Annotated in this window: 24 protein-coding genes and 5 tRNA genes; 12 read left to right on the top strand and 17 right to left on the bottom strand. The window is 74.6% G+C overall.

The genetic code is table 11. The annotated features are described in order from the left end of the window. Positions 1 to 34 precede the first annotated feature (34 nt). On the top strand, positions 35 to 1,711 hold the full coding sequence (locus FH609_RS22705) for a hypothetical protein (RefSeq protein ID WP_139670992.1): 1,677 nt from the start codon (positions 35 to 37) through the stop codon (positions 1,709 to 1,711). Positions 1,712 to 1,747: 36 nt separating this feature from the next. On the opposite strand, the gene FH609_RS22700 is transcribed toward FH609_RS22705, so the two are convergent. The 4 genes from FH609_RS22700 to FH609_RS22685 form a co-directional block, all read right to left on the bottom strand. Continuing rightward, entirely contained in the window at positions 1,748 to 2,317 is a 570-nt protein-coding gene (locus FH609_RS22700; RefSeq protein WP_122183272.1) for an HIT family protein, read from the bottom strand. Positions 2,318 to 2,374: 57 nt separating this feature from the next. Beyond that, entirely contained in the window at positions 2,375 to 4,354 is a 1,980-nt protein-coding gene (gene thrS, locus FH609_RS22695; protein ID WP_139670990.1) for a threonine--tRNA ligase, read from the bottom strand. Positions 4,355 to 4,562: 208 nt separating this feature from the next. Beyond that, positions 4,563 to 4,634 (bottom strand) — tRNA-Val (locus FH609_RS22690). Positions 4,635 to 4,738: 104 nt separating this feature from the next. Further along, positions 4,739 to 5,191 carry a polyketide cyclase gene (locus FH609_RS22685; RefSeq protein WP_139670988.1) on the bottom strand — a complete coding sequence of 151 codons (453 nt, stop codon included), beginning with the start codon at positions 5,189 to 5,191 and terminating at the stop codon, positions 4,739 to 4,741. Positions 5,192 to 5,354: 163 nt separating this feature from the next. Here FH609_RS22685 and FH609_RS22680 point away from each other — a divergent pair, with 163 nt between their 5' ends. Beyond that, positions 5,355 to 5,768: an SsgA family sporulation/cell division regulator gene (locus FH609_RS22680; RefSeq protein ID WP_003959770.1), complete on the top strand. Its 414-nt coding sequence runs from the start codon at positions 5,355 to 5,357 to the stop codon at positions 5,766 to 5,768. A 143-nt stretch (positions 5,769 to 5,911) separates the two neighbouring features. On the opposite strand, the gene FH609_RS22675 is transcribed toward FH609_RS22680, so the two are convergent. After that, a complete protein-coding gene (locus tag FH609_RS22675) occupies positions 5,912 to 6,136 on the bottom strand; it encodes a hypothetical protein (protein ID WP_139670986.1) in 225 nt (74 codons plus the stop codon). 116 nt (positions 6,137 to 6,252) lie between these two features. After that, positions 6,253 to 6,666: a hypothetical protein gene (locus FH609_RS22670; RefSeq protein ID WP_139670983.1), complete on the bottom strand. Its 414-nt coding sequence runs from the start codon at positions 6,664 to 6,666 to the stop codon at positions 6,253 to 6,255. A 97-nt stretch (positions 6,667 to 6,763) separates the two neighbouring features. Between FH609_RS22670 and FH609_RS22665 the strand changes: the two genes are divergently transcribed. After that, positions 6,764 to 7,276: a DsbA family protein gene (locus FH609_RS22665; protein WP_139670981.1), complete on the top strand. Its 513-nt coding sequence runs from the start codon at positions 6,764 to 6,766 to the stop codon at positions 7,274 to 7,276. A 20-nt stretch (positions 7,277 to 7,296) separates the two neighbouring features. On the opposite strand, the gene FH609_RS22660 is transcribed toward FH609_RS22665, so the two are convergent. The 3 genes from FH609_RS22660 to FH609_RS22650 all read right to left on the bottom strand — a co-directional run bounded on the left by FH609_RS22660 (position 7,297) and on the right by FH609_RS22650 (position 10,081). After that, the gene (locus tag FH609_RS22660) at positions 7,297 to 8,133 is read right to left on the bottom strand and encodes a GNAT family N-acetyltransferase (protein WP_139670979.1); all 837 of its coding nucleotides are present in this window, start codon (positions 8,131 to 8,133) and stop codon (positions 7,297 to 7,299) included. Between the two features lie 62 nt (positions 8,134 to 8,195). Next, positions 8,196 to 9,020, bottom strand: a complete 825-nt coding sequence (locus FH609_RS22655) for an aminotransferase class IV (protein WP_139670977.1) — start codon at positions 9,018 to 9,020, stop codon at positions 8,196 to 8,198. Beyond that, positions 9,011 to 10,081, bottom strand: coding sequence for a chorismate-binding protein (locus FH609_RS22650; RefSeq protein ID WP_139670975.1), 1,071 nt, complete (start codon positions 10,079 to 10,081; stop codon positions 9,011 to 9,013). Before FH609_RS22650 ends, FH609_RS22655 begins: the two co-directional genes overlap by 10 nt. Before the next feature lie 110 nt (positions 10,082 to 10,191). Between FH609_RS22650 and FH609_RS22645 the strand changes: the two genes are divergently transcribed. The 4 genes from FH609_RS22645 (at position 10,192) to FH609_RS22630 (ending at position 10,526) form a co-directional block, all read left to right on the top strand. Continuing rightward, a tRNA-Gly gene (locus FH609_RS22645) sits at positions 10,192 to 10,264 on the top strand. A gap of 24 nt (positions 10,265 to 10,288) precedes the next feature. Further along, positions 10,289 to 10,359: transfer RNA gene (locus FH609_RS22640), tRNA-Cys, on the top strand. Position 10,360: 1 nt separating this feature from the next. After that, positions 10,361 to 10,432: transfer RNA gene (locus tag FH609_RS22635), tRNA-Val, on the top strand. Positions 10,433 to 10,454: 22 nt separating this feature from the next. Beyond that, positions 10,455 to 10,526, top strand: a tRNA-Val gene (locus tag FH609_RS22630). A gap of 220 nt (positions 10,527 to 10,746) precedes the next feature. On the opposite strand, the gene FH609_RS31225 is transcribed toward FH609_RS22630, so the two are convergent. Further along, complete coding sequence (locus FH609_RS31225; protein ID WP_193318011.1) at positions 10,747 to 10,917, bottom strand: hypothetical protein; 171 nt, start codon at positions 10,915 to 10,917, stop codon at positions 10,747 to 10,749. A gap of 360 nt (positions 10,918 to 11,277) precedes the next feature. On the opposite strand from FH609_RS31225, the gene FH609_RS22625 reads away from it, so the two are divergent. Continuing rightward, positions 11,278 to 12,441 (top strand): serine/threonine-protein kinase, encoded by a 1,164-nt coding sequence (locus FH609_RS22625; protein WP_139670974.1) that lies wholly within the window; start codon positions 11,278 to 11,280, stop codon positions 12,439 to 12,441. Between the two features lie 140 nt (positions 12,442 to 12,581). Here FH609_RS22625 and FH609_RS22620 read toward each other — a convergent pair whose 3' ends face one another. The 4 genes from FH609_RS22620 to FH609_RS22605 form a co-directional block, all read right to left on the bottom strand. Then, entirely contained in the window at positions 12,582 to 13,043 is a 462-nt protein-coding gene (locus FH609_RS22620) for a GNAT family N-acetyltransferase (protein ID WP_139670972.1), read from the bottom strand. Positions 13,044 to 13,111: 68 nt separating this feature from the next. Continuing rightward, positions 13,112 to 13,990: a TrmH family RNA methyltransferase gene (locus tag FH609_RS22615; protein WP_139670970.1), complete on the bottom strand. Its 879-nt coding sequence runs from the start codon at positions 13,988 to 13,990 to the stop codon at positions 13,112 to 13,114. Beyond that, complete coding sequence (cobA, locus tag FH609_RS22610; protein WP_139670968.1) at positions 13,987 to 15,192, bottom strand: uroporphyrinogen-III C-methyltransferase; 1,206 nt, start codon at positions 15,190 to 15,192, stop codon at positions 13,987 to 13,989. The genes FH609_RS22615 and cobA overlap by 4 nt, the downstream gene beginning before the upstream one ends. A 205-nt stretch (positions 15,193 to 15,397) precedes the next feature. Further along, positions 15,398 to 15,757 carry a DoxX family protein gene (locus FH609_RS22605; protein WP_139670966.1) on the bottom strand — a complete coding sequence of 120 codons (360 nt, stop codon included), beginning with the start codon at positions 15,755 to 15,757 and terminating at the stop codon, positions 15,398 to 15,400. A 169-nt stretch (positions 15,758 to 15,926) separates the two neighbouring features. Here FH609_RS22605 and FH609_RS22600 point away from each other — a divergent pair, with 169 nt between their 5' ends. Then, positions 15,927 to 16,787, top strand: coding sequence for a sigma-70 family RNA polymerase sigma factor (locus FH609_RS22600; protein WP_139670964.1), 861 nt, complete (start codon positions 15,927 to 15,929; stop codon positions 16,785 to 16,787). Between the two features lie 566 nt (positions 16,788 to 17,353). On the opposite strand, the gene cobT is transcribed toward FH609_RS22600, so the two are convergent. The 3 genes from cobT to FH609_RS22585 form a co-directional block, all read right to left on the bottom strand. Beyond that, positions 17,354 to 20,026 carry a nicotinate-nucleotide--dimethylbenzimidazole phosphoribosyltransferase gene (gene cobT, locus FH609_RS22595; RefSeq protein WP_139670962.1) on the bottom strand — a complete coding sequence of 891 codons (2,673 nt, stop codon included), beginning with the start codon at positions 20,024 to 20,026 and terminating at the stop codon, positions 17,354 to 17,356. 165 nt (positions 20,027 to 20,191) lie between these two features. Next, on the bottom strand, positions 20,192 to 21,430 hold the full coding sequence (gene cbiE / locus FH609_RS22590) for a precorrin-6y C5,15-methyltransferase (decarboxylating) subunit CbiE (RefSeq protein ID WP_139670959.1): 1,239 nt from the start codon (positions 21,428 to 21,430) through the stop codon (positions 20,192 to 20,194). Between the two features lie 64 nt (positions 21,431 to 21,494). Beyond that, a complete protein-coding gene (locus FH609_RS22585; RefSeq protein ID WP_139670957.1) occupies positions 21,495 to 22,211 on the bottom strand; it encodes a GNAT family N-acetyltransferase in 717 nt (238 codons plus the stop codon). A 248-nt stretch (positions 22,212 to 22,459) separates the two neighbouring features. Between FH609_RS22585 and FH609_RS22580 the strand changes: the two genes are divergently transcribed. From FH609_RS22580 to FH609_RS22570, 3 genes are all read left to right on the top strand, one after another. After that, positions 22,460 to 23,119 carry a Crp/Fnr family transcriptional regulator gene (locus tag FH609_RS22580; protein ID WP_122399822.1) on the top strand — a complete coding sequence of 220 codons (660 nt, stop codon included), beginning with the start codon at positions 22,460 to 22,462 and terminating at the stop codon, positions 23,117 to 23,119. A gap of 247 nt (positions 23,120 to 23,366) precedes the next feature. Continuing rightward, positions 23,367 to 24,452 carry a hypothetical protein gene (locus FH609_RS31220; RefSeq protein ID WP_193318010.1) on the top strand — a complete coding sequence of 362 codons (1,086 nt, stop codon included), beginning with the start codon at positions 23,367 to 23,369 and terminating at the stop codon, positions 24,450 to 24,452. Next, on the top strand, positions 24,449 to 26,659 hold the full coding sequence (locus tag FH609_RS22570; protein WP_139670956.1) for a hypothetical protein: 2,211 nt from the start codon (positions 24,449 to 24,451) through the stop codon (positions 26,657 to 26,659). The genes FH609_RS31220 and FH609_RS22570 overlap by 4 nt, the downstream gene beginning before the upstream one ends. Positions 26,660 to 26,710 lie beyond the last annotated feature (51 nt).

The raw sequence follows: 26,710 nt of genomic DNA, 5'->3' as shown, positions 1-26,710 counted from the left end.
CTCCCGTCGGACGGCTCAGGGAGTGGGGTCAGTCATGACGGCGCTTGACGACCTGCGGAACGCCGCTGGTGTGGAGTTCGACTTCGCCCCCGGCGCGCAGGTGCCGCTGTCCGGGTCGAGCGGCGGGAGAACGGGGCTCAGCCAGCGGATCGCCTCGGTGGCGTACCGGGAGGGCTCGCCGGAGAAGATCAAGGAGCCCAACGACGCGGCCAAGGTGAACGAGGGCAGGTTCAGCCTGCTGGAGCCGAACCTGGGCGAGGCGTTCACCCGGGCCATCGAGACCAGGATGCTGGCGGACGGGCGCAAGCCGCTGATCCAGTCGTTCGGCGCCGAGCCGCAGGTGGTGGTCGAGCACGCGCTGGCCGCCAAGCGCATCCGCCGGCAGCGGGACGCCAGGCTGACCGTGATCATGGCGGTTCTCGGGCTGCTCTTCCTGCCGGGCGTGGCCGTCTGGCTGGGGCTGTTCCAGCTGCGTCGGACGTTCGCCGGCTCGCAGGACCGGCGCGCCGGGGCGCTGGGGACGCTGCTGCTGGTGGGCATCGCGCTGTTCGTCGCGCTGCTGGTGGTGCGGGCCCCGGTCGGCGGGGTGCTCCAGATCTATCTGTGGGCGATGCTGCCGGCGCCGGTGATCGGCTGGTTCCTCGCCCGGCAGGTCAGCGAGCGGACCGCGCAGAACCTCCGCGCCCACTGGGCCGATCTGGCCGGCGGCGGCGGCTCCGGCGTCGTGGTACCGGAGGCGGTCCCGCAGAACCCGAACGACGCGGACGCCGAGCGGCTGCGGATCGGCCTGGCCAAGCTGGCCGCCGAGCAGGAGAGCAACCTGACGTACTACGCCGGCACCAAGGGGATACTCGGGATGGGCGTGCGCTGGGGCCACTGGCACCTGGCGGAGGACCTGCGGCCGCGCGACCCCGGCCGGGAGATCGACCCGTTCCGCGCCTGGGACGTGGCCCGCGCGATCGGCGACCAGATGCGGCTGCTGGAGCGCGGCCCGCTGCACACCGGCGGGTTCACCGCGCCGACGATAACGCACTGGGTGGTGCGGCACGTGGGCGAGGGCGCCGGCGAGGTGGCCAGGCCGGAGGGGCCCAACGCGGACGGGTTCCGCTTCAGCAACATCGAGGTCCAGCGGATCTGCAACGAGCAGCAGTACAGCGCCGGGGACCGGCACTATCTGGGCGTCCAGTTCGTGCTGTGGGACGGCGAGTTGGTGATCACCATGATGATCACGGTGACGGTGCTGCACCACACGCTGCGGATCGAGGTCTCCGGCTACGCGCTGGGGCCGCTGCACGGCTTCTTCGGCGAGAAGCCCAAGCCGGACAAGAAGAAGGTGCGGGACTTCCCGAGGTTCTGGAAGCAGCGGGAGGTGGAGCTGCCGGCGGTCAACGTCAGGGAGGCGGTGCGGCTGGCGGCCCGGGCGCCGTTGACCTGGTTCCCCAAGCGGCTGGACAAGCTGGGCGGCACGATCGCGCTGCCCGAGCCGTTCGGGCTGCGGCACACCTGGGCCACCAAGCCGTGGAACCACCGCTTCATGGTGGACGACGTGCTGCGCACCGCGACGCCGGTGCTGCGGGTGGCGCTGTCGGCGGCGTTCAAGGTGCTGCGGGAGAACGGCGTGGACATGGCGCCGTTCGACGCCAGGGCGCAGATACTGAGCGGCTCGGTCCAGGACCCGGGGCCCAGCCAGGACGACACGTACGGGATGTGAGCGGAGCGCCGGCCCGGGCCCGGGCCGGCGCGCACGTCAGACGCCGGCGTCCGAGGGCCAGGCGTCGGCGAGCATCCGCCGGGTGTCGGCGAGGAGTTGGGGCAGCACCTTGGTGTGCCCGACGACCGGCATGAAGTTGGCGTCGCCGCCCCAGCGCGGCACGACGTGCTGGTGCAGGTGGGGCGCGATGCCGGCGCCGGCGGCGGCGCCCTGGTTCATCCCGATGTTGAAGCCGTGCGCGCCGGAGGCGGACCTGATCGCGGTCATGGCCTGCTTCGTGAGGGTGGCCAGCTCGGCGGTCTCCTCGCCGGTCAGCTCGGTGTAGTCGGCGACGTGCCGGTAGGGCACGACGAGCAGGTGGCCGCCGTTGTACGGGTAGAGGTTGAGCACCGCGTAGACCGTCTCGGCCCGGGCGATCACCAGGCCGTCCTCGTCGCTCTTGGCGGGGATCGAGCAGAACGGACAGCCGTCCTCGGCGCCGGGCCCGGTCGGTTTCCCCTCACCCTGGATATAGGCCATCCGGTGGGGCGTCCACAGGCGTTGGAACGCGTCCGGCGTCCCGACCCCGATCTGCTGCTCCGGCTCGCTGCTCATGCCGGCCAGCATATGGCGTATCGCCGCTGACCGGGCCCCCGGGTTGAGCCCGGGGGCCGGTGCGCGCGCTCAGACCTGGACGCGTCGCGCGACCGCGTCGGCGATCTCCGCGAGCGCCCGCTCGCGGGGCACGCCGTTGCGCTGACTGCCGTCCCGGTAGCGGAAGCTGACGGTGCCCGCCGCCTGGTCGTCGTCGCCGACGATCAGCATGAACGGGACCTTGGCGCGCTGGGCGTTGCGGATCTTCTTCTGCATCCGGTCGGCCGAGGCGTCGACCTCGACCCGCAGCCCGGCCGCCCGCGCCTCGGCCGCGAACTCGGCGAGGTAGGGCACGTGGGTGTCGCCCACCGGGATGCCGACGGCCTGGACGGGCGCCAGCCAGGGCGGGAACGCGCCGGCGTAGTGCTCCAACAGCACCCCGAAGAAGCGCTCGATGGAGCCGAAGAGCGCCCGGTGGATCATCACCGGGGTGCGCCGGCCGCCGTCGGCCGCCGTGTACTCCAGGTGGAACCGCTTGGGCTGCTGGAAGTCGACCTGGAGCGTGGACATCTGCCAGGTGCGGCCGATGGCGTCCCTGGCCTGGACGGAGATCTTCGGCCCGTAGTAGGCCGCCCCGCCCGGGTCCATGACCAGTTCGAGGCCCTGCTTCTCGGCGGCCTGCCGCAGCACCTCGGTGGCCTCGGCCCACTCCTCGGGCTCGCCGATGAACTTCTCCGAGTCGTCGCGGGTGGACAGCTCCAGGTAGAAGTCGTCCAGCCCGTAGTCGCGCAGCAGCCCCAGCACGAAGGTGAGCAGCCCGTCCAGTTCGGCCGGCATCTGCTCCTTGGTGCAGTAGATGTGCGAGTCGTCCTGGGTGAACCCGCGCGCCCTGGTGAGGCCGTGCACCACGCCGGACTTCTCGTAGCGGTAGACGGTGCCGAACTCGAAGAGCCGCAGCGGCAGTTCACGGTAGGAACGCCCGCGCGCCCTGAAGATCAGGTTGTGCATCGGGCAGTTCATTGCCTTGAGGTAATAGTCCTGCCCCTCGAATTCCATGGGCGGGAACATCGACTCGGCATAGTTCGGCAGATGGCCCGAGGTCTCGAAGAGGTTCCGCTTGCTGATGTGCGGCGTGTTGACGAATTCGTACCCGGCCGCCTCGTGGCGCTGCCGCGAATAGTCCTCCATCACCCGGCGGATCGTGCCGCCCTTCGGATGGAACACGGCGAGTCCCGAGCCCAGTTCCTCGGGAATGGAGAACAGGTCGAGTTCCGCGCCGAGTTTACGGTGGTCGCGCTTCTCGGCCTCGGCGAGGAACGCCAGGTACTCCTTGAGTTCGTCCATGCTCGGCCAGGCGGTGCCGTAGATCCGTTGGAGCTGCGGGTTGCGCTCGCTGCCGCGCCAGTAGGCGGCGGCCGAACGCATCAGCCGGAACGCGGGGATCAGGCGGGTGTTCGGCAGGTGCGGACCGCGACACAGGTCGCGCCAGCGGCGCTCGCCGGTCTTCGGGTCCACGTTGTCGTAGATCGTCAGCTCACCGGCGCCCACCTCGGCGCCCGCGCCCTCGGCCGATTCGGCCGCCGCGCCCTTGAGCCCGATCAGCTCCACCTTGTAGGGCTCGTCGGCCAGTTCGGCCCGCGCCTCCTCGTCGCCGACCGGCCGGCGGACGAAGCGCTGGCCCTGCTTGACGATGCGCCGCATCTGCTTCTCGACGCGGCCGAGGTCCTCGGGCGTGAACGGCTGGGCCACGTCGAAGTCGTAGTAGAAGCCGTCCCTGATGGGCGGGCCGATGCCGAGCTTCGCCTCCGGGTACAGCTCCTGCACCGCCTGCGCCAGCACATGGGCGGTGGAGTGGCGCAGGATGTCCAGCCCGTCGGGCGAGGCCAGCTCGACCGGCGCGACCTCGTCGCCCTCGGCCAGCGGGTGGCTCAGATCGCGCAGTTCGCCGCCGACCCGGGCGGCCACGACGGAGCGCTCGCCCTCGAAGAGGGCGCCGGCCGTCGTCCCCGTGGGCACCACACGCTCCTGCCGCTCGGCGTCGCGCAGTACGGCCACTCGGACTTCCGCCACCGGTGCTCTCCTCTGCTCCGTGCGGCACGGACGCCCACGCGTCGCGCCGCCACCTCGTCGTTTCCGTGTGCTGAGCCCGAGTCCTGTGGATCTTGGGGGATTTCCCCGCCTTTGGGCTCTCCAGGCATGGTACGAGGCGCGTTGTCGGGGCCGCAGCCCGGGGCCCATGACGAAGGCCGGCCCGCACGCGCGGACCGGCCTTCCCGGGTGGGCGATACTGGGTTCGAACCAGTGACCTCTTCGGTGTGAACGAAGCGCTCTCCCACTGAGCTAATCGCCCGGGTGTTGTGCCCCTCGGCACGGGAAGAACCATACAGGGCAGGTCACCTGACGTCCAAACCGGTTGGCGGTGCGGTCGGCCGTGCGGTCGGAGACGCCTCCCGGTCACTCGCGCAGCCAGGCCCGCAGGCCCCGTTCGCCGGACCGCATCATGGCCGCGTGGTTGGCCCGGAACGCCGGCCTGGCGAGCGGCCCGAGCCGCAGCGGCAGCCCGCCGGTCACCACGCAGTCCTGGGCGTGGACGAGCAGCGTTCCGCGCCCGACGGGGAAGAGCGACCAGCACAGCCGGCCCTCCAGGTCGCCGGAGAGCAGGATCTCCAGCCGCCCGCCCGCCTCGTCCCGCACCCCGGCGCGCACCCCCACCCGCAGCTCGTACGGCAGGAACGAACGGAACCGCACCACCCCGCTCCGCTGGTCGCAGCGGATCACCTCGCGGACCTCGGGCCACCAGCGCGGGTAGTCGGCCGGCTCGTCCAGCGCCGCGAACACCCTCGCCGTGGGCGCCGCGACACGCCAGACCCCGCCGAATTGATAGCGACTCCACCAGGTGTGAGACATGCCCATCACCCTAGGTTCCGGGCCGTGTCGCAGCTCGACCATTGGAATGACGTTAAGGGGAGCAATGCGGGCAGACCGGTTTACAACCGACGGGTATGTGGCATCTCGATTTGGCCGACGTGCGAATCCCCGAGCGCACACTGAGCGAAAGGCCCTGGCGCTTATGAACACCACGGTCAGCTGCGAGCTGCACCTGCGCCTCGTTGTATCGAGCGAGTCCTCACTTCCTGTACCCGCGGGGCTGCGGTATGACACGGCGGACCCCTACGCCGTACACGCCACATTTCACACCGGAGCCGAAGAAACCGTCGAGTGGGTTTTCGCCCGCGACCTGTTGGCCGAAGGGCTGCACCGCCCGACGGGAACAGGCGACGTTCGGGTCTGGCCATCCCGCAGCCATGGACAGGGGGTCGTCTGCATCGCCCTCAGCTCCCCGGAGGGGGAGGCGTTGCTGGAGGCCCCCGCCCGAGCACTGGAGTCGTTCCTCAAGCGGACCGACGCGGCCGTGCCCCCGGGCACGGAACACCGTCACTTCGACCTCGATACGGAACTCTCGCACATCCTCGCGGAGAGTTAACGACCCGCCGGTCCCTCGCACCGTCTGAACTCGGGGCGACGGTGCGGGACCGGCGCTACCTCCGGCACGGCGCCGTCGCGGAGCAACCGCCCGCGACGGCGCCGTCGCCGTTCCGGGGCCCCGGGCCGGCGGGTCCCGGTGGACTAGAGCCAGAACTGGTCGTGCAGGCCCGCGATCAGCAGCAGGGTGCCGATGACCGTCAGGAAGAGCATCAGCGGGGGCTGGGAGACGGCGAACAGACAGCCGCCGGGCTCGGGCGGCGCCTCGGCCGCCTCGTCGGGCGCGGCCTCGGGAGGGCGCGGGTCGGCGGTCGGGCGCGGACTGGGGCGGACGGATTCGGGAGCGTGCTCCCCGGTGATGTGGGCCATGACGCGGCGATCATGGCGCAGGGTGGGCCGTTGCCGCGATCGCGGCGTCTCCTTCGCGCGGCAATCGGCGGTTTGCCCGGCGCGGGCGTGGCCCGTTGTGCTAGGGCGGGCCGACCTCAGATGCCGTGCTTCTTGAGGATGGCCTCGATGTCGGAGAAGTCGTCGGCGCCGCCGGCGGCCTGGGCGCCCTTGCGGCCGGTGGCCGGCAGGGCCGGGGTGGAGGCGCCCTTGGCGGCGACGGGCGGGGTGCCGGGCTCGGCGGCGGGTGCGCCCTTGCGGCTCCGGTCGGCGAGGCGGGCGGAGAGGAAGAGCAGCACGGCGAAGCCGAGGACGCCGACGCCGACCCAGGCCACCGGGTTGAAGGTCATGTTGATGATCAGGCGGAGGATGCCCGTCATCGCCAGCCCGACCGGCACCAGCGACAGCGCCGCCAGCCGCATCGCGGTGGCGTACCGGCGGCGCCTGGCCACCAGCAGCGAGACTCCCAGGCCGGCGACGGACAGCAGAGTACATACGGTGCCAGTCAACATCTTTCCATCGTGCCCAAGCCCGCCGGCCAAGGCCAGCGTCGGGCGGCGGGATCAGGGAGATATCGGGGTTGTCGGCGGCGGGTGGAAGACTGCCGCCATGAACAACAAGACGACCGGGCACGCCGTGCTCGACGCGTGGTGTGACCTTCAGTGCCCGGACTGTCACCGTGCGGAGTCCGATCTTGCCGCGCTGCGCGAGCGGTTCGGGTCGGCGCTGGAGATCAGGCGGCGGCACTTTCCGCTGGCCGGGCACCGGCACGCGCTGGCGGCGGCGCAGGCCGCCGAAGAGGCGCTGGCCCAGGGCCGGGGCGAGGAGTACTGGACGGCGCTGTTGGGGCGGACGGCCGAGCTGGGGCGGCGCGGGGAGCCGGTGTTGCTGGAGCTGGCGGGCGAACTCGGCCTGGACGTCGAGGAGTTGGAGACGGCGCTCATCGACGGGCGGCACCTGTTGCAGGTGGACGCTGACCACGCCGAGGGGAAGGCGCTGGGCGTCACGGGCACGCCGACGTATCTGATCGACGGGCGGCGGCTGGACGGCGGGAAGTCCCAGGAGGGGCTGCGGGAGACGATCGCGGAGATCGCCGAGCGGCTGCTGGCCGAGGGGGCCTGAGCCGTTTCCTCGCTCGTGCCCTAGAGGAGCGGCTTGCTCAGGTGGTGGGTGAGCGGCCGGTAGTCGAGGGAGGCGGCGAGGCGGGACGCCGGGAGGTTGCCGGCGAAGGCGTGGGCCAGCAGGCGCTTGGCGCCGCGCTCGGCGACCAGCCGCTCGGCGTGCGCCAGCAGCGTGTGGCCGTGGCCGAGCCCCCGGTGCTCGGGGGCCACGCTCACGCCCATCACGGCCGGCTCGCCCCGGGCGCCCTCGTGGGTCCTGGTCAGCCAGCAGCTGCCGACGGGCGTGCCGGCGTGTTCCAGCACGTGGACCAACACCCCGGCGGTGGCGAGCCCTTGGGGCAGGGCCGCCTCGGTGGCGGCGTTGGCGCGGAACGCGGCCCACTCCGGCGGCACCCCGCGCTCGGTCCAGGAGCGGGCGTAGGAGGCGCGTTCGGCGGCCAGCCAGGGCTGGTACTCGGCCTCGGTGAGCGGGCGGTGGGCGCTGTCCTCGGGCGGCGGGGGCGGCGGGTCGGCCAGCTCCTTGGCGAGGGTGCGCCAGCGCGCCGCGTAGCCGAGGGCGGCGGCCAGCCGCAGCGCGCCGGTCGCGGTGTCGGGGACGGCGACGTCGGCCTGCCCACAGCCCCAGGAGCGCAGCACCTCCTCGGCGGCGAGCGCGGCGACGGTGCCCCGGCCGCGCCGGCGTTCGGCGGGCTCCACGGTCAGGTCGACGAGGCGGCCGACGCGGTGGGCGAAGCGGGCGTCGGTCTCCAGCCGGAGGGCGCCGACGGGGCGGCCGTTGACGGTGATCGCGAAGGCCCGGCGGCGGCCCCCGTCGTCGGTGTGTTCCTCGGGGGCCGTGGGGCGCAGCGTGGTGGTCATCGCGGGATCTCTACCCGGCGGGCGGCCCGTTCTCCCGTCCCCGCCGGGTCACTTCGCCGGGCTCAGGGGTCCTGGTCGGCGGCGGAGCGCGCGCGGAAGACGCGGAGCGCCTCGGCGGTGACGGGCCCAGGGGCGCCGGGCAGTTCGCGGTCGTCGACCCGGCGCACGGCCTGCACATCGCGGGTGCTGGAGGTGAGGAAGACCTCATCGGCCCAGCGCAGGCAGTCCATCGGCAGCTCGGTCTCCTTGGCGCCCAGCCACTCGACGACCAGGGCGCGGGTGACGCCGGCCAGGCAGCCGGAGCTGAGCGGCGGGGTGTGGGCGACGCCCTCCAGCACCACGAAGACGTTGGTGCCGGTGCCCTCGCACAGCTGGCCGGCGTTGTTCCCGAACAGGGCCTCGGACGCGGCCTGTTGGCGGGCGCGAGCGAGGGCGAGCACGTTCTCGGCGTAGGAGGTGGTCTTGAGCCCGGTGAGGGCGCCGCGCTCGTTGCGGGTCCAGGGCACGGTGATCACGGCCGTGGTCTCCGGCGGCGCCTTGGCCTCGGCGTGCGCGACCACCAGGGTCGGGGCCTCCTCGCCCCGGTCGGAGCCGAGCGGGGCGCTGCCCGAGGTGTAGGTGATCCGCAGCCGGCCGCGTTCCAGCGGGACGGCGTCCAGCACCGCGCGCGCCGCGCGCCGCACCTCCTCGCGGTCCGGCTCGGGCAGGCCGAGCCCGGCGGCGGAGGCCGCCAGCCGGTCGAGGTGGCGGGTCATCGCGAAGGGGCGACCCCGTTCCGTCTTCAGCGTCTCGAACACCCCGTCGCCGACGGTGAGTCCGTGGTCGAAGACGGAGATCCGCGCGCTGTCGGCGTCCCGCAGCTCGCCGTTCAGCCAGATCAGCGCCATGCCGACTCCTTCACCTCGCGTTCGTCTCCTGCCCGACCCCCCGGTTCAGACGCTACCCGAAGGAGGCGTTCGGCCTTGAGCACGGTCTCCGCCCACTCCCCCGCCGGGTCCGAGTCCCAGGTGATGCCGGCGCCGGCGCCGAAGCGCAGCACGGGGCGGCCGGCGGGCCGGTCGATCCAGAAGGTGCGGATGCCGACGGCCAGCTCGCCGACGCCCCGGTCGGCGTCCACCCAGCCGATGCCGCCGCAGTAGGGACCACGGGGCGCGGTCTCCAGGTCGGCTATGGCGCGCAGCGCGCTGGACTTGGGGGCGCCGGTGACCGAGCCGGGAGGGAAGGTGTGCGCGAGCAGCTCGGGCCAGCCGGCGCCCGGCGCGAGCCGGCCGGCGACCCGGGAGACCAGGTGGACCAGGCCGGGGTAGTCCTCGACTCCGCACAGTTGGGGAACGGTGACCGTGCCGGGGGCGCAGACCGCGCCCAGGTCGTTGCGGACCAGGTCGACGATCATCACGTTCTCGGCGCGGTCCTTGGGCAGCATCAGCTCGGGGGCGCGGGCGGTGCCCTTGATCGGCCCGGACTCCACGACGTCGCCGGCCCGGCGCAGATACAACTCGGGGGAGGCGGTGGCGATCTCGGTGCCGTGCGCCGGGAGGCGCACGCTGCCGGCGTACCGCGCGGGGTGGCGCGCGGCGAGGTGGGCGCGCAACGCGTCGATGTCCGGGGCGTGATCGGGCAGCGGGGCGGACAACACCCGGCAGAGGTTGACCTGGTAGACGTCGCCGGCCGCGATCCGGGAGTGGATGGCGGCGACGCCGGCGAGGTAGCCCGCGCGGTTCAGGGAGCCGGTCCAGGCCGCCGGGTCGGGCCCGCGCCAGCGGCGGGCCGGCGGCGTGACGGGGGCGCTGCGCAGGGTGGCGAACCTGGCGCAGACCAGCCGGCCCTCGAAGCCGGCGACCACCGCCCACCAGCCGCTGGAGTCCAGGGCGGCCGGGTCGTCGGTGACATCGACCAGGTCGGTCGCGAGGAACCCGCCGAACCGGGCAAGCGGAGGATGATCGGACACCTGCGCGAGTCTAGGCAAGGCGGCCGCGAAAGGTGAGTTTGAGCTGGCCGGCGAATCCGCTAGAGTTCATGACGTCGCCGGGTCGCGGTCCAAGATCCGGAGAGACACCTGCGGACGTAGCTCAGTTGGTAGAGCATCACCTTGCCAAGGTGGAGGTCGCGAGTTCGAATCTCGTCGTCCGCTCGAAGAGGGCGGTTGCCCTCATCCGGTGGAGTGGCCGAGAGGCGAGGCAACGGCCTGCAAAGCCGTCTACACGGGTTCAAATCCCGTCTCCACCTCGGACGATTAGCTCAGCGGGAGAGCGCTTCCCTGACACGGAAGAGGTCACTGGTTCAATCCCAGTATCGTCCACGGGGTCCGCGAGGACCCTCCCGCGCGATTAGCTCAGCGGGAGAGCGCTTCCCTGACACGGAAGAGGTCACTGGTTCAATCCCAGTATCGCGCACAGCGACAACACCGGCCGGGGGCCGGGAGGCGGCGGACGCCTCCCGGCCCCCGGCCGTTCGTCTTGTTCTCCCGGTCTCCTCCTTCGGGAGGAGGAGGCAGAAAGATGCCCGGGCGGCTCCCCAGCCGCCCGGGCACAATGCCGTCCGTCTCCCCGTCCCCACGGGGTGGTGTTGCCGGTGTCCCCGACCCGGGCCGCTCTCCCAGGTCTGGGGCGCCGCTCAGCGCCCCAGAGTGCCGGCCACGGACGACGCCTGGGTGACGACGGCGTCGATGCCGCCCGTCATGAAAGCGAGGACGAACGCGAGCGGCAGCACCATCGCAGCCGCCACCAGGGGGTGCCGCCTGTCGGTCGGGCGAGGTGCCCGCTGTACCGCGCTCATGCGTGTCATCTCCGCACTCCAGTCCGTCTGTTGGCAGCGACGGGCGGGTGACCTCGGGGGACGGCTTCTGCGCCCGTCGCTGCGACTCAACTGTAGGCAGGGCCGCTCCCCCGGCACGTCACCCCGGCGTACTGACCTCGGGCCTCCCCCAGGATGACGGCGGGACCGGTCGCCTACTCCTCAGGGTGGACAAGGTCCGCACCAAGCCAAGGGTTTGCCCCCAGGGGAGCGCCGAGCGGCAGGTGGAGGGGTGGGGCGCCGGTGGCGGGTGGGCGGGGATAGGTCACCGTGGCGCGCGCGGCCTTTCCCCGCTGGCGGCGTCCAGTCCGTAAGCTGTGGCCATCACAAGCACCGGGCAGCGAGGTGGACATGGCGATGATGCGGCTCCGGCGCGAGGACCCGCGAGTCGTTGGGGCGTTCCGGCTGCACCGACGGCTGGGGGCCGGCGGCATGGGGGTCGTCTACCTGGGGTCGGACCGGCGGGGGCAGCGGGTCGCCCTGAAGGTGATCAGACCCGACCTGTCGGAGGACCAGGAGTTCCGCTCGCGTTTCGCCCGCGAGGTGTCGGCGGCCCGGCGCATCAGGGGTGGCTGCACCGCCCGGCTGGTGGCGGCCGACCTGGAGGCCAGCCGGCCGTGGTTCGCCACCCAGTACGTTCCGGGCCCCTCGCTGCACGACCGGGTGCTGGAGCACGGGCCGCTGTCAGCCGCCGAGACGGCGGCGATCGGGGCCGCGTTGGCCGAGGGGCTGGTCGCGGTCCACGAGGCGGGCGTCGTGCACCGGGACCTGAAGCCGTCGAACATCCTGCTCTCGCCCAAGGGCCCGCGCATCATCGACTTCGGGATCGCCTGGTCGACCGGGGCCAGCACCCTCACCCACGTGGGGACCGCGGTGGGCTCGCCCGGGTTCCTCGCGCCCGAGCAGGTGCGCGGGCAGGGCGTCACGCCCGCCAGCGACGTGTTCTCGCTGGGCGCCACGCTGGCGTACGCGACGCTGGGCGACTCGCCGTTCGGGCAGGGCAGTTCGGAGGTCATGCTCTACCGGGTGGTGCACGAGGAGCCGCAACTGGACGGCGTGCCGGCCGCGTTGGCGCCGCTGCTGCGGTCCTGCCTGGACAAGTCGCCGGAGGAGCGGCCCAGCACGACGGGGCTCTCGCTGCGGCTGAAGGAGATCGCCGTCCGGGAGGCGCGGGGCGTGCCGCAGCCGGCCAGGCGGCAGCGGGTCGCGGTGAGCGGCACCTCCGACCAGCACGGGGAGGGGCGCGGGGACGGGCGTTCGGGCGGGCGCGGGGGCGCCGGCGCGGGGGCGGTCGCGCGGGGGCGCACGAGGGAACGGGAGCGCGCGCCGGAGCGTCCCGCCGAGCGTGCGCCGGCCAGGCCGCCGGAGCGGGCCCGCCGTCGGCCCGGGCCCTCGGCGCGGCGCCGGGCGGCGGACCAACGGCTGCTGCGGCAGCGGGTGTTCGTCTTCGTCACGGTGACGCTGCTGGTCGCGTTGGGCATCACGCTGGCGCAGGGGTGCCAGGGACCGCTGTAGCTCATGGCCGCTGGGCCGGGGCAGGAGAACGCCGGGGGCGCGGGCGGCTGCGAGGTCGGCCGGGGCGCGGGCGGCCGGGCCGGAGACGGCCGGTTCCGGGGCGGCTGGTTCCTGGGTGCTCGCGGCGGGGCGGGGGCGGGTCAGTCGGCGTCGAGGCGGAGGGACATCACGCGTTCCGGTGGTTCGGGGAGCGCGGTGAAGCCGACGCGGGCGTAGACCTCGTGGGCGTCCTCGGTGAAGAGCAGTATCCGCTTCAGGCGGTGCGGGGCGAGGTGGTCCCTGACGGTGGTGGCGAGCCAGGTGCCCAGGCCACGGCCCCGGTCCTCGGGGCGGACATAGACGTCGCAGAGCCAGGCGAAGGTGGCCAGGTCCGTCACCACCCTGGCGAAGCCGACCTGTTGGCCGTCGGGCGCGTAGAGCCCGAAGTTGAGCGAGCCGGCGATCGCCCTGGCCACCGTCTCGCGGTCGCGGCCCAGCGCCCAGTAGGCGTCGGTGGACAGCCACCGGTGCACGCGGTCGATGTCGAGCCGGTCGGGGTCGGTCGAGATCTGGTAGCCGTCGGGGCGGCGGGTGACGGCCGGGGCGGCCTCGCTGGTGGTCATGGTTTCGCAGGGTAACGGCCGGGCGCGGCACGGGAGTCGGGTTTTTCGGCGGGTGCGGGCGATGGGGCTCAGCCGGCGGTCGCGGGCCGCCCCTGGGTCAGCGCGTAGCAGGCGACGGCGGCGGCAGCGGCCACGTTCAGCGAGTCGACGCCGTGCGCCATCGGGATGCGCACCCACCGGTCTGCGGCGGCCAGGGCGCGGCGGGTGAGGCCGTCGCCCTCGGCTCCGAGCATCAGCGCCAGCCGGGCGCCGCCGGCCTCGGCGACGGCGTCGGCCAGGTCGACGGCGGCCGGGTCGGGGGTGAGGGCCAGCAGCCGGAAGCCGGCGCCGGTCACCGCGTTCAACCCGCCGGGCCAGCCGGCCAGTCGGGCGTACGGGAGGGCGAAGACCGCGCCCATCGAGACCTTCACGGAACGCCGGTAGAGCGGGTCGGCGCAGTCGGGCGAGAGCAGCACCGCGTCCATGCCGAGGGCCGCGGCGCAGCGGAAGACGGCGCCGATGTTGGTGTGGTCGTTGACGGCCTCCAGCACCACGACGCGGCGGGCCCCGGCCAGCAGGTCGGCGGCGTCGGGCAGCGGGCGACGGCCCATCGCGGCCAGCGCGCCCCGGTGCACGTGGTAGCCGGTGACGGCCTCGGCCAGCTCGGGGCTGACCACGTGGACGGGGGCTTCGGTGCGGGCGATCAGGTCGGCCATGGCCTCGACCCAGCGCGGGGCCAGCAGCATGGAACGCATCGGGTAACCGGCGTCCAGGGCACGGCGGATGACCTTCTCGCCCTCGGCCATGAAGAGGCCCTCGGCGGGTTCGAGGCGTCGCCGCAGGGCCACGTCGGTCAGCGAGGTGTAGTCGGCGAGCCGGGGGTCGGCCGGGTCCTCGACGGCGGTGAGCCGCCCGGCGGGCACGGCGGCGGGGGGCGTCGCCGGCGCCGTTCCCGGGGTCGCGGTCATGGCACGGCCACCACGTCGCCGACCACGATCACGGCCGGCGGCCGGATGCCGGCCTCGGCGATCCGCGCCGCGACGGTGGCCAGGGTCGCGTCGACCCGACGCTCGGCCGGCGTGGTGCCCTCCTGGATCGCGGCGGCCGGCGTCTCCGGGTCCCGGCCGTGGGCGATCAGCGTCTCGGCGATGGCGGCCATCCGTTCCACCGCCATCAGCAGCACCAGGGTGCCGCGCAGCGCGGCCAGCGCCGGCCAGTCGACCAGGGAGCGCGGGTCGTCGGGGGCGAGATGGCCGCTGACCACGGTGAACTCGTGGGCCACGCCCCGGTGGGTGACCGGCACGCCGGCGGCGCCGGGCACGGAGATGGCGCTGGTGACGCCCGGCACCACGGTGACCGGGACGCCGGCCTCCGCCAGAGCCTGGGCCTCCTCCCGGCCCCGGCCGAAGACATACGGGTCGCCGCCCTTGAGCCGCACCACGGAACGGCCGGCCCTGGCGTGTTCGACAAGCGCGGCGTTGATCGCCTCCTGCGCCATGTAGCGGCCGTAGGGGATCTTGGCGGCGTCGATCACCTCGACGCCGGGCGGGAGTTCGTCGAGCAGGTCGCGCGGGCCGAGCCGGTCGGCGATCACCACGTCGGCCTCGGCCAGCAGCCGGCGGCCCCTGACGGTGATCAGGTCCGGGTCGCCTGGGCCGCCGCCGACCAGCGCGACGCCCGGCGTCCGGTCGCGGTGGCGGGGCGCGCCGATGGTGCCCTCGCGCAGCCCCTCCACGACGGCGTCCCGCACGGCGGCGGAACGGCGCGGGTCGCGGCCGGTGAGCACGGCGACGGTGACCCCGTCGCAGCGGCCGGTCGCCGGGGTCCAGGCGCTGGCCGCCTCCGCGTCGTCGCTGCGCACCGACCAGACGCGGAGCCGCTCGGCCTCGGCCGACGCGGCGGCGTTGACCTCGGGGTCGTCGGTGGCGATCAGCAGGTACCAGGCGCCGTCGACGTCGCCGGCGCGGTAGCCGCGCCGTTCCCAGCGCAGCTGGCCGGCGTCGGCCATGGCCTCGACGGACGGGGTGACGGCGGGGGCGACCAGGGTCACGTCGGCGCCGGCGTTCAGCAGTGCGGGCAGCCGCCGTTGGGCGACGGTGCCGCCGCCGAGCACGACGACTCGGCGGCCGGCGAGGCGCAGCCCGACGGGGTAGGCGGGGAGGTCAGACATCGACGGCACGAACTCCTTGACGCGGGGCCGCGCTCGCGGCTGGGCGTGCCGGGAGTGCGGACCGGAGAAACGACGCGGGGCGCCGGTGCTCCGCGAGCCTCAGCTTACGGGGCCGCGCCCGGGGGGCGGGGCCCCGGGAGTCGGGGGCGGCCGGGCGGTGGCGGGGCTCGGGTCCGGTCCCCCGTGCCTCGCGGCACAGGGGACGCTAGCCCACCGCTCGGCGGAGCAGACAGGCGGTGGCCGCCACCGCGAGGAGCAGATACAGGCCGGGGAAGGCGATGTTGGAGAAGACGCGGGCCCTCACGTGGGCGACGACCGCACCGACGAAGAACAGCGTCAGGCCGAAGCCGGCGGCGACGCCGAGCCAGGGCGCGACGGCCAGCCCGACGACGAGTCCGGCCGCCCCGGCCAGCTTCAACGAGCCCAGCCAGGACAGAGCGGTGGCGGGAACGCGCACCGCCGCGGCGTTCCGCACCACGAACCCCGCCCTGACGAGATCGGCGACGGCGATGAACGCGTTCGCCACGATGCATACGAGCGTGGCGACGAACAGGACGGCCGTCATGCGCCGCTCCCGCCGCGCGGCGGGCGGGGGCGCGGGGCCCGTCTCGAAGTGGCGGACCAGGGGACCACGGGTACGCTCATCGGTGGGTGTCTCCTCGGTAGGGGGCTTCGTGGGCGAGATCGGCGGTCTCGTGCGTCCGACGTCTCCCGCCCCGGAAAGGTGACACCTGGTGGTACCCCTTGAGGAGTTCGAAGCGGCCCGGCCGCAGCTGACGGCGATCGCGTTCCGCCTGCTCGGCTCCGTCGACGACGCGGAAGACGCCGTGCAGAGCACCTGGATCAGGGCGAGGGCCGTCGACGCCGACACCCTTCGCAACACGGCGGCCTGGCTGACGACCGTTCTCACCCGTGTCTGCCTCGACCAGCTGCGGGCTCGTCAGCGGCGCCGGGAGGAGCCCCTGTTCGCGGACCTGATCCCGGACGAGGCCCTCGCGGCGGACGAGCAGTACCTTCGGCGCGAGAACATCTCCCGCGCGTTGATGGTGATCCTCGCCCGGCTGACGCCATCCCAGCGCGTCGCGTACGTCCTGCATGACCTGTTCGACGTCCCGTTCCTTGAGGTCGCGGGGCATCTCGGTACCAGCCGGGACAGCGCGAAGAAGCACGCCAGCCGGGCACGCGAACGGATCGCGCACCGCGCGCCAACGTCCGCGTCCCCGCCCGCGACGAGCGTCGACAGCGCCGTCGTGGATGCCTTCCTCGCGGCGGCCGCCGGCGGTGACATCGGCCGGGTCCTCGCCCTGCTGGCCGACGACTGCGTGCGCGTCGTCGACGAGACGCTGGTGCCTCCCGGCACGCCGACCGTGGTCAGCGGCGCCTCCGCCGTCGCCGAGGAGACCGGGCGGTTCGCCGACCGCATTCGCGCCAGCGCGCCGATGCGCCTCGCGGGCGAACGGGTCCATGTCGTCGCCCCCGGCGGCCACCCCCTCGCGGTCGTCGCCGTCACCACCTGGGACGGTCGGGTCGCCCGGATCGACATCGCGCGCGCCTCCACCCACCCGGCGTGGGCGCGGTGGTCGGCAACGACCTGACGCCGGCGGGCGGTTCGGCGCCTCCGCGCCGCGCGGGGACCGGGGGTGCCGCTGCGCGGGGCGTTCGGGCGCCGTGCCGCCGCCTCCGCCGGTGCGCCGGCGGAGGCGGGCGTTCGTTGCGGGACGGGCGCGCTGGCTTGCGAAGTGGAGCGTCGTGGTCGGCTGCGCGGGCCGCCGGGTCCTGGTGGCGGGGCGATCGGGCGCGCGCCGGGACGGCTGGGGCGGGTGGCCGGGTAGGTGCCGCCCCTGGCGAGCGGCTGGCCCCGGTGTGGGCCGGAGGCGGCGCCTCCGACCACCGGCACGCCACCTCGCCGAACCGGGCGGCGATGTGCCGGGCTCGGCGTTCCGGCAACCGGCAGGCCGGGCCGGTGACGTGCCCCGTCGCGCGACGGAAAGCCGGACCCGGCCGAGGGGGTTGCGACCCGCATGGTCGGTGGTCACACCCGGTCCGAGTCGGCGCCCACAGCCATCACGCCAGATGAGCCGAAGGCGACAGGCGCCGCCGTCAGCCGAGCGCCCCCGGCGCCTCGGCGCCCGCCGGGCGCCTCCCGGGCCCGACCGGCGGGTCAGTTCTTGTCGGTGACGCCCGCCGAGTCGAACGTCGCGACCTCGCGCATCGCGCGCGCCGCGCTCTGCACCAGCGGCAGCGCCAGCAGCGCGCCGGTGCCCTCGCCGAGGCGAAGGTCGAGGTCGACCATGGGCCGCAGGCCCAGCGCCGTGAGCGCCGCCTGGTGGCCGGGCTCCGCGCTGCGGTGCCCCGCGACGCAGACGGAGACCGCCTCCGGCGCGATCGCCCGCGCCGCCAGCGCCGCCGCGCCCGCGCTGACGCCGTCGAGCAGCACCGGCACCCGCTGCGCCGCGCCGCCCAGAATCAGTCCGGTGAGCGCGGCGTGTTCCAGGCCGCCGACGGCGGCCAGCACGCCCAACGGGTCGCTGGGGTCGGGCTGGTGGAGTTGCAGCGCGCGGCGGACGACGTCGACCTTGCGCGCGTGCGTCTCGTCGTCGATGCCGCAGCCGCGCCCGGTGACCTCGGCGGCCTCGGCGCCGGTGAACGCCGCGACCAGCGCGGCGGCCGGCGTGGTGTTGGCGATGCCCATCTCGCCGGTGAGCAGCGCCCGGTTGCCGGCGGCGACGAGGTCCCTGGCGATCTCGATGCCGACCTCGACGGCGCGCAGCGCCTCCTCGCGGCTCATCGCCGGGCCGACGCTGAGGTCGGCCGTGCCGGGCCTGATCCGGCGCGGGATCAGCCCGGGCATTCCGGGCAGTTCGTCCTTGACGCCGACGTCGATCACGCAGACCTCGGCGCCGACCTGGGCGGCGAACGCGTTGCAGACCGCTCCCCCGCCGAGGAAGTTGGCCACCATCTGCCCGGTGACCTCCTGCGGCCAGGGGGTGACGCCCTGGGCGTGGACGCCGTGGTCGGCGGCGAAGACGGCGACGGCGGCCGGCTCGGGCACCGGCGGCGGGCAGCTGCGGGACAGGCCGCAGAGCTGGGCGGAGATGACCTCAAGCGCGCCGAGCGAGCCGGCCGGCTTGGTCATGCGCTTCTGGCGTTCCCACGCCTCGCCGAGCGCCTGCGCGTCCAACGGCCTGATCTCGCCCAGCGTCTGGCTCAGCAGGTCGTGCGGCTCGGCGCCCGGCAGGGCACGGCGGCCGTAGGACTCCTCGTGGACGACCCAGGACAGCGGCCTGCGGTGGGTCCAACCGCCCGGGCCCTGCTCGGCCTCGTCGGGGAACGAGTCGACATAGCCGACGCAGAGGTAGGCCACGACCTCCAGGTGCTCGGGCAGGCCGAGGGCGTGGACGAGTTCGCGTTCGTCGAAGAAGCCGATCCAGCCGACGCCGAGGCCCTCGGCCCGGGCGGCGAGCCAGAGGTTCTCGACGGCGAGGGCCGAGGAGTAGGGGGTGGTCTGCGGCTGGAGGTGCCAGCCGTAGGTGTTGCGGCCACCCCGGGTGGGGTCGGCGGTGACCACGATGTTGACGGGGGTGTCGCGGATGGCGTCGACGCTGAGCTGGCGGAACTGCCGGGCCCTGGCCTTGGACAGGGACCTGGCGTAGGTCTCGCGCTGGCGGCGGGCCAGTTCGTGGATCGCGTTGCGGGTCTCGGGGGCCTTGATGATCACGAAGTCCCAGGGCTGGGCCGGGCCGACGCTGGGCGCGTTGTGGGCCGCCTCCAGCACCCGGAGCAGCACCTCGGGCGGCACCGGGTCGGGGCGGAAGCCGTGGTGGACGTCGCGGCGGTCGCGCATCAGGCGGTGCACGGCGGCCCGTTCGGTCTCGGGGTAGCCGGGCGCGGCGGCGGCCGGCGCCGGTTCAGCGGGCGCCAACGGTTCGGCGGGCGGCGCCGGTTGGGTGGGCGCGGGCTCGACGGGCGGCGCGGCCGGTTCGGCCGCCGCCGGCTCCGGGGCGGCGGCGGGCCCGGGGGCAACGGGCGCCGGGGCGGGGGGCGTTGGGGTCTCGGCCGCCGGGGCGACGGCGCCCTCGGGCGCCTCGGCTGGGGTCGGGGCAGCGGGGGCGGGAACGGGCTCCGCCGCCTCGGCCGCGACCGGCTCGGCCGGTTCCGGCGCGGGCTCCGGCTGGGCGACGGCCGGCGCGGGCTCGGGTTCCGCCTCGACGGCGACGGGGGCGGGCTCGGTGACCGTCGGCTCGGCCGGGACGGGCTCGGGTTCGACTGCCACCGGCTCGGCAACCGGCGCGGGGTCCGGCTGGGCAACGGCCGGCTCGGCCGGCACCGGCGCGGCGGGATCGGTGGCGACCGGCTCCGGCCCGGGTGCCGGCTGCGAAAGAGCCGGCGCCGCCTGCGGGTTGGGGGCCGCGTGGGCGGCGGCGGGCGCGGGCGCGGCCTGCGCCGGGACGGGCTGCTGCCCGTGCGCCGGGGTGGCCGTCGGCTGCGTCGGCGACGGCTGGTCGGCATGGGTCATCGGGACGTCGAGGTACTCCGGCTCGGTGGGGTGGGGGCCCGGGCGGGGCACCGGGCGCACGTTCTGCCGGGGCCGTGGGGCGGGCGTTGCGGGGGCGACCGGCTGAACGGGCTGGGCCGGCTGCGGCGACTCCCCCCAGGCCGCGGCGCTGCCGGGCATCAGCAGCTCCTCCTCGGCCTCGTCGTCCTCGTCGGCGACCGGGATCTGCCCCGCGACGGGCTGTCCTGGATAGGGGTAGGCGGCGGGAGTGGGAGGCTCCAACCGCTCCGGCTGCTCCGGCGCTTCCCGCTCGGGAATCTCGCCCGGGGCGTCCGTCATGCGTCCACCTCGCCCATCGCATGTGCTCCTTCCGTTGCCATTTGTCCGGACCAAGCGGGACGAAACCGCGTGGCCGGCCGACGGCGCAACGGTCGTTCAGCCTACCCGGGATGGGACCCGACACTGGCGCTGGGTGGGCGACTGTCCCTGGATGATCCGTATTTGTCAGGTCGATGATGACAACAGGCGTGCGACGAGCAGAAAGACAACGCTTCGACCGCGTTCCGACCAGTCCTGGGCAGCGAGTTCAACGGACTGCACCAGGCTGCACTCCACCGCGTAACCTGCCCCGGTGAGCACCCGGCCGGCCTCCTCGGCCTGGTCGCGGGTCATGGCGTGGGTGACGAGCCGTTCGGGCCTGCGGTCGGCGCAGGCCACCAGGACCCGTCGGCCGCCGCCGCCCACCCGGATCAGGTCCGGCTGCGGCAGGTCGGACAACACCTGGGGCGCGGCGCCGCGCACGCAGCGGACCTGGACGCCGACCCGGCGCGCCGTGGCCTCGGCGAGGGCGGCGGCGCGCGGGTCGCGGTCGACGGCGATGGCGGCGGCGCCCAGCCGGGCGGCCTCGACGGCGGTCAGCCCGTTGCCGCTGCCCACGTCCCACAGCAGGTCGCCGAAGCGCGGGCCGAGGGCGGCGAGTTCGAGGGCACGCAGCCGGCGGTCGCGGCCCGCGCCCTCGGTCGCGGCCGGCGGCTCCGGCTGCCCGTAGGCGGCCGGGTCCAGGCCCCAGCCGCGCGGCCCCTCGGGAACGTCGCCAGTGGCGAGCCCGGCCAGCCAGCTGCTGGTGCTGGAGTGGGGAACGGCGCCGCCGATGACGATGACCACGTTGGGGTCGGTCCACCGGTGCTGGGGCACCCGGTCGGAGGTGAGGACGGTGACGCGTTCCCGCTCGGTGCCCAGCGACTCGCAGATGACGAAGGTGCGTTGCTCGGCGCCGAGCAGCAGCGCGATCTCGGTGGGGCCGGCGTCGGGCGAGGTGAGGACGGCGACCTTGGGGTGGGCGCGGCAGACGTTGACGGCGCGGCGCAGGTTCCGTTCGCTGGCGACGACGATGCGGGCGTCGTCCCAGGGCATCCCGGCGCGGGCGAAGGCCGTCGCCACGGCGGAGACGGCGGGCACCACCTCGACCTCCAGGCCGTGCGCCGGCGCGCGCAGCGCGCGGACGACGCCGAAGAAGCCGGGGTCGCCGTCGGCCAGCACCACGGCGGTGCCCCGGTGGGCCGCGATGCGCTCGGCGGCGATGACGAGGCTGCCCAGGACGACGCGCTCGGCGTGCGGCGGGACCTCCGGCAGGGCGAGGTGGCGGGGGGCGCCCGCGACCAGGGTCGCCGCCCGCAGGGCGGTCACGGCGGCCGGGGCGAGCGGGGACCCGTCCCATCCGATCACGGTGACGCGGTCGGCCATGGTCAGGGGTCTCCTGCGGGGAGCGGTGGGTGGGAACGGCAGTTGAGCCTACCGCGACGGGCGGTCAGCCCTCGGTCGAGGCGCCCGGGCGGCCCCGGAACCCGTCGAGACCGTCCCTGCTGTCGATGCCGCCCCTGCTGTCGATGCCGTCGAGACTGTCGAGGCCGTCCATGCCGTCGAGGTCGTCGACGCCTTCGATGCCCTCGATGTCCTCGGGGAGCAGGCCCCAGACGATGAGGTCGGTGCGGATGTCGGTCCAGCCGCCGTCCTCGGTGCGGGAGCGCACTATCAGCGCGTTGCGGAGCACGCCCTCGCTGATGCAGCCGATCTTCTGCGCGACCTGCTGGGAGGCGGTGTTGCCGGCGGCGGTGCGGAGTTCGAGACGTTCGAACTTCTGGTCGCGGAACAGCCACTGGGCGACGGCCAGCACGGCCTCGGCGGCGTAGCCCTCTCCCCTGGCCCAGGGCGCCACGACATAGCCGACCTCGGTGCTGAGGGTGCGCCAGTCGGTGTTCATCAGGTGGACGCAGCCGACGAGCCGGTGGGTGAGGTACTCGGCGACGGCGAGCACGATGCCCCGGCCCTCGGTGCGTTCGGCGGGGGCGCCCCGGGTGATCCAGTCGTACGCCTCGCGCCGGGTGTAGGGGATGGGTGCCGAGGTCCAGGCGACGCTCAGCTCGTCGCTCATCATGGCGGCCAGCTCGTCGGCGTCGGGCTCCTCGAACGGGCGGAGCGTCAGCCGTTCGGTACTGAGGGAGATGTCGGGGAAGGTGGATGTCATGCGTCGCTCCCTGCCTGGCCTGGGGTCCTTCCGGGCAAGCATGGCGCATGGCCGTTCACCTTCGCCGCTCGGGCCCCGGCTGTGTCGTTCCGGGACGCCGGCGCCTGGACGGTCCCGGGGCGAGCGGCGTCCGGGACTTTCGCGAGTGCCGGCGGCGTCGGGGGCCCGGCCTCTACGCTGCGGCGAGGGCGGCGCCCGAGGCGGGGCGTGCGCCGGCGTTTTCGGTGAGGCGTGAGGGAGGTCGGGCGATGGTCTCGGGCGACGCGTTCACCCCCGAGCAGTTGGGCCTGGTCCACGGGGCGGGCCGGGCGCGCGGCTGGGAGCGCGGGGAGGCGGTGCTGGTGGAGGGCGCTCCGTCGAGTGACGTGATCCTGATCGAGTCGGGGCTGGTGAAGATCACGACCGAGTCGGCCAACGGCTACACCAGCGTGCTGGCCGTGCGCGGGCCGGGCGAACTGTTGGGCGAGCTGTCGTGTCTGGACGGCGGGCCGCGTTCGGCGACGGCGACCGCGTTGGGGGCGGTGCACGGCACGGTGGTGCCGGGCGAGCGGTTCCGGCGACTGCTCGCGGCGCACGGCGAGTTGGCGCTGGCGGTGCTGCGCAGCGTCACGGTGCGGCTGCGCGACTCCGACCGGCTACGGGCCGAGCACGGGGCCTATCCGGCGGGGGTGCGGGTGGCCCGGGTGCTGTGGGAGATGGCGAGCCGGCACGGGGTCGAGGCGGCCGAGCCGCCGGGCGCGCTGGCGGTGCGGGTCACCCAGCAGGAGCTGGCGGGAGCGGCGGGGACCTCGCGGGAGTCGCTGGTGCGGGCGCTGGGCGAGTTGGCGGCGGAGGGGCTGATCGTGCGCGAGCGGGGCCAGACGCTGGTGGTGGACCTGGCGGGCCTGCGGGAGTGGCGGCGCGGCTGAGCGGCCCGCGACGGTTCGCCTTCGGTTCCCGTTTGGTTCGCCTTCGTTTCGCGATAGCTCGCGGCGGTTCGTGACGGCTTCTGATTGAAGGTGCCCGATGCGTCATCTGACGCGGTGTGGGCGGCCGTTCGGGGGTTTCCTGGTGGTGCGCGGGCGGGCCGACGGGTCGGCGGGGGGCGCCGGCCCGCCCGTTCGCGCCCGGTGTGGCGCCAGTTCGGCGTCAGTCCAGTGAGGGGGATTCATGCCGGTGAAGTACACGTACCACACGATCGTGGTGGTCGACATCGAGGGTTTCGGGCGGCGGCCCAACCCGGTGCAGTCCTGGCTTCGGGCTCGGCTGCGCCAGTTGTTGGAGGACGCCTTCGAGGGAGCGGGGATCGACGCGGAGGCCGGGCCCGCGCCCGAGGACCGGGGCGACGGCGCCTTTCTGCTGCTGCCGGGAACGGTGCCCAAGGAGGACGTGACCGGTCCGTTCGTCGAGCGGCTGCGGGAGGGGCTGCGCTCCCACGCGCGGACCAGTGGCGGGGAGGGCCGGCTGCGGATGCGGCTGGCGTTGCACGGCGGCGAGGTGGCGCACGACGGGCACGGCTGGGTGGGCGCCGACCTCAACACGGCCTGCCGGATGGTGGATCACCAGCCGCTGCGGGACGCGCTGGCCGCCGTTCCGGAGGCCGAGCTGGTGGTGGCGGTCTCGGACGAGTGGCACCGCAAGGTGGTCAGCCATCACCACCCGGGGATCGACGCGGCCGAGTACCGGCCGGTGCGGTTCGACGCGAAGGAGATCGCCAACGAGACGATCTGGGTCCGGGTGCCGGGGCACGCCTGGTCGCCGGGGCCGGCCGGGGCGGCGGGTCCCGCGCCCGCGCCGGGCGAACGGACGCCGGGCGAACGGACGCCGGGCGAACGGGCCTCAGGGCCCGAACGGGCGTCGGGGCCGGGGCCGTTGATCGGGCACAACGCGGGCATCGGGCAGCTCTTCGGCGACATCAGGGACGGCGGCATCGGCGTGGTGCACGGCGAGGTCACCCAGGACTTCGGCGACCGGCCCGCCCCGGGCGCCGGGGGCGAGGGCGAGGCCCTGGCCCGTGAGCTGGAGTCGCTGCGCGCCCTGTTGAAGGAGGCGTTGGAGCGCAGGGACATCGACGCCGGCACCTACCAGGATGCCTCGCGCGAGCTGGACACGGCCGAGGAGTGCGCCGGGGCGGAGGACGAGGAGAGCCGGGGCACGCTGACGCGCGCGCTGGTGAAGCTCGGCGCGCTGGTGGCGGGCGTCGGCGCGATCGCCGAGCCCATCAGGAACCTCGTCAACACCCTGAGAGGTGAGCAGTGTTGAACGGATCGACCAACCCGGGACCCCGGATCACCAACAACAGCGGCATCGGCGCGCTGAGCGGGGACATCGCGCACGGCGGGATCGGGGTGCTGCACGGGGACCAGTACGTCAACCAGTACCTGCTGGACCCGGCGGCCTCCCCCGAGCAGGTCTTCGCCGAGGGGATGCGGTGCCTGACGGCGGGGATGCGGGTGCGGGCCAGACAGCTGGTCGAGGAGGCCATCGGCCGGGGCCACCGGTCGCGGGAGGGCTACTACGGCTGGGTGTTGACGATCGTCAGCCGGCGCTCGCCCGAGGACCTGACGGACGAGGACTGGGTCCCGTTGCGTCGGGCGTTGAACGGCGCGCTGGGCACGTGGCCCGACGCCGGAGGGAACGGGCCGGGCGCGAACGGGGCCGGGTCGGGCGATGTCGGCGGCTACGCCGAGGCCGCGCGGCTGGTGGACGACCTGTTGACGGCCGCGCTCACCGCGGAGCACGGGGCGGGCTCGGGCGGTGCGGCCGGCGCGGACCCGGCCGGCGACGTCGAGCGGCGGATCGCCGCGCTGCCCGAGGCGCGGCGGGCCGAGGTGACCGACCATCTGCGCTATGTGATCCAGCGGGTCGAGGAGTCGGTCATCTCCGCCGAGGACTCGGCGGAGATCGACGCGGGCCTCGCCGAGGAGGCGCGCCGGGACCGGGCCGCGCGGGTGCCGCTCTTCTTCACGCCCGACCCGCTGCCGCTGCGCCCGCCGGCACCGGCGGGGCGGTCGATCTGGCCGAGCGACCCCTCGACGGCGACGACGCTGCTGGCCGTCGCCGGGGTGCTCCTCGCGCTGGGGCTGGTGCTCGGGGTCGCCCAGACCGGCGCCCTGGCCGGGGGGACGCTGTTCGGGGTCGCGGTGTTCGTCGTTCCCGGCGCGCTGCTGCTGCTCAGGAACGGGCGGGCGGAGCTGCGCCGCCGGGCCCGCCAGGGGCGCCGGCCCGGCTGGGTGCGGGAGCGCCGCCCGCTCTCCCCCGAGCGCGAACGGCTGCGGGCGGCCCAGGGGCCGGTGGCGCAGCCGGCCGAGGCGCTCGCGTTCCACGCCTTCCGCGCCCGGCTGGCGGCGCTGGCCGCCGCACGGTTCGCCGAGGCCGGGCCGGCCAACGGTCCCGGGCCCGCCGCCTGGCAGTTCTCCACCGCCCATGTCCAGGCGGAGCTGGTCGACGAACTGGCCACCCGCTACTGGCAGTCCGGGCAGCCGGAGGGGCTCGACTGGTGGCTCCAGGTGCGGGCCAGGCGGGCGGCCGCCGCCTGGGCGGAGGGGAAGCTGCCGTCGGCGCCGCGCTCGGCGTTCGAGCAGTGGCGGTGGGCCAGGATCGGCGTGCTGCTCGTCGCGCTGGGGTCGGCCGTTCCGTCGCTGGTCCTGCTGGAGAGCGCCCCGGGCATCGCGATGTTGGTGCTCCTGCTCTGCGCCGCCGGCGTCCTGGGGGGCATCGGGGTGGCCGGTCGGCTCGTCGAACTGGCCCTGGCGGCCGAGGAGTTCGCGTCCTTCGGCGCGGAGCAGCGGGAGCACGCCGAGTGGCGCGCGTTCCTGCTGGCGCACCGGCCCGTGGACGAGGAGATGGGCCGCTGGCTGGATCTGGACCAGCGGGCGCTGCTGCGGGACGTGCTGCGGGAGCACCGCATGGCGCACCGGGGCATCCAGTTCACGTTCTTCGTGCTGGAGGCCGCGCCGGACTGCGTGCGGGCCAAGGTGCCCAACGGGCCGCCGCGCTACGCGCGCTACGGGCTGAAGCTGTTCGTGCTCACCACGGCCGGGGTGTGGGTGTGCACGTGGGAGATCGACACGGCGACGTCCCGGCACGACGGGCGCAGGGACTTCGTCTTCCGCTTCGACTCGATCAGCTCGGTGGTGCTTCAGACCGCCGGGGCCCAGGCCGGGGCGACGGGGTGGCAGACGGTGCCGCAGGAGCAGCCGCCGGCCGGTGAGGTGCTGCGCCTGGTGTTGAACAACCGGGAGGACCTGGAGGTGCGGATCGAGACCCACCACCAGCTCGCGACGGCGGGGGCGAACCTCGGGCAGCTGCGGGACGTGGCGCTGGACGCCTCCGGCGTCTCGGCCGGGTTCCGGGTGCTGGCGGCGCTGGCCACCGAGGGCGAGGAGTGGTTCGGCCTGCGGCGGGCACAGTCGCGGCGGACGTTCCTCGACGAGGCGGAGCCGGGCGTCGTCGCCGGGGTGCGCTGACAACGGCCGGGCCGGCGTCCCAGCCGCGCTGCGGTGGGGGCGCCGGCCCGT

The organism is Streptomyces sp. 3MP-14 (assembly GCF_006334905.2).
Classification (GTDB): Bacteria; Actinomycetota; Actinomycetes; order Streptomycetales; family Streptomycetaceae; genus Streptomyces; species Streptomyces triticirhizae.
This window is presented reverse-complemented; position numbering and strand designations above follow the sequence as displayed.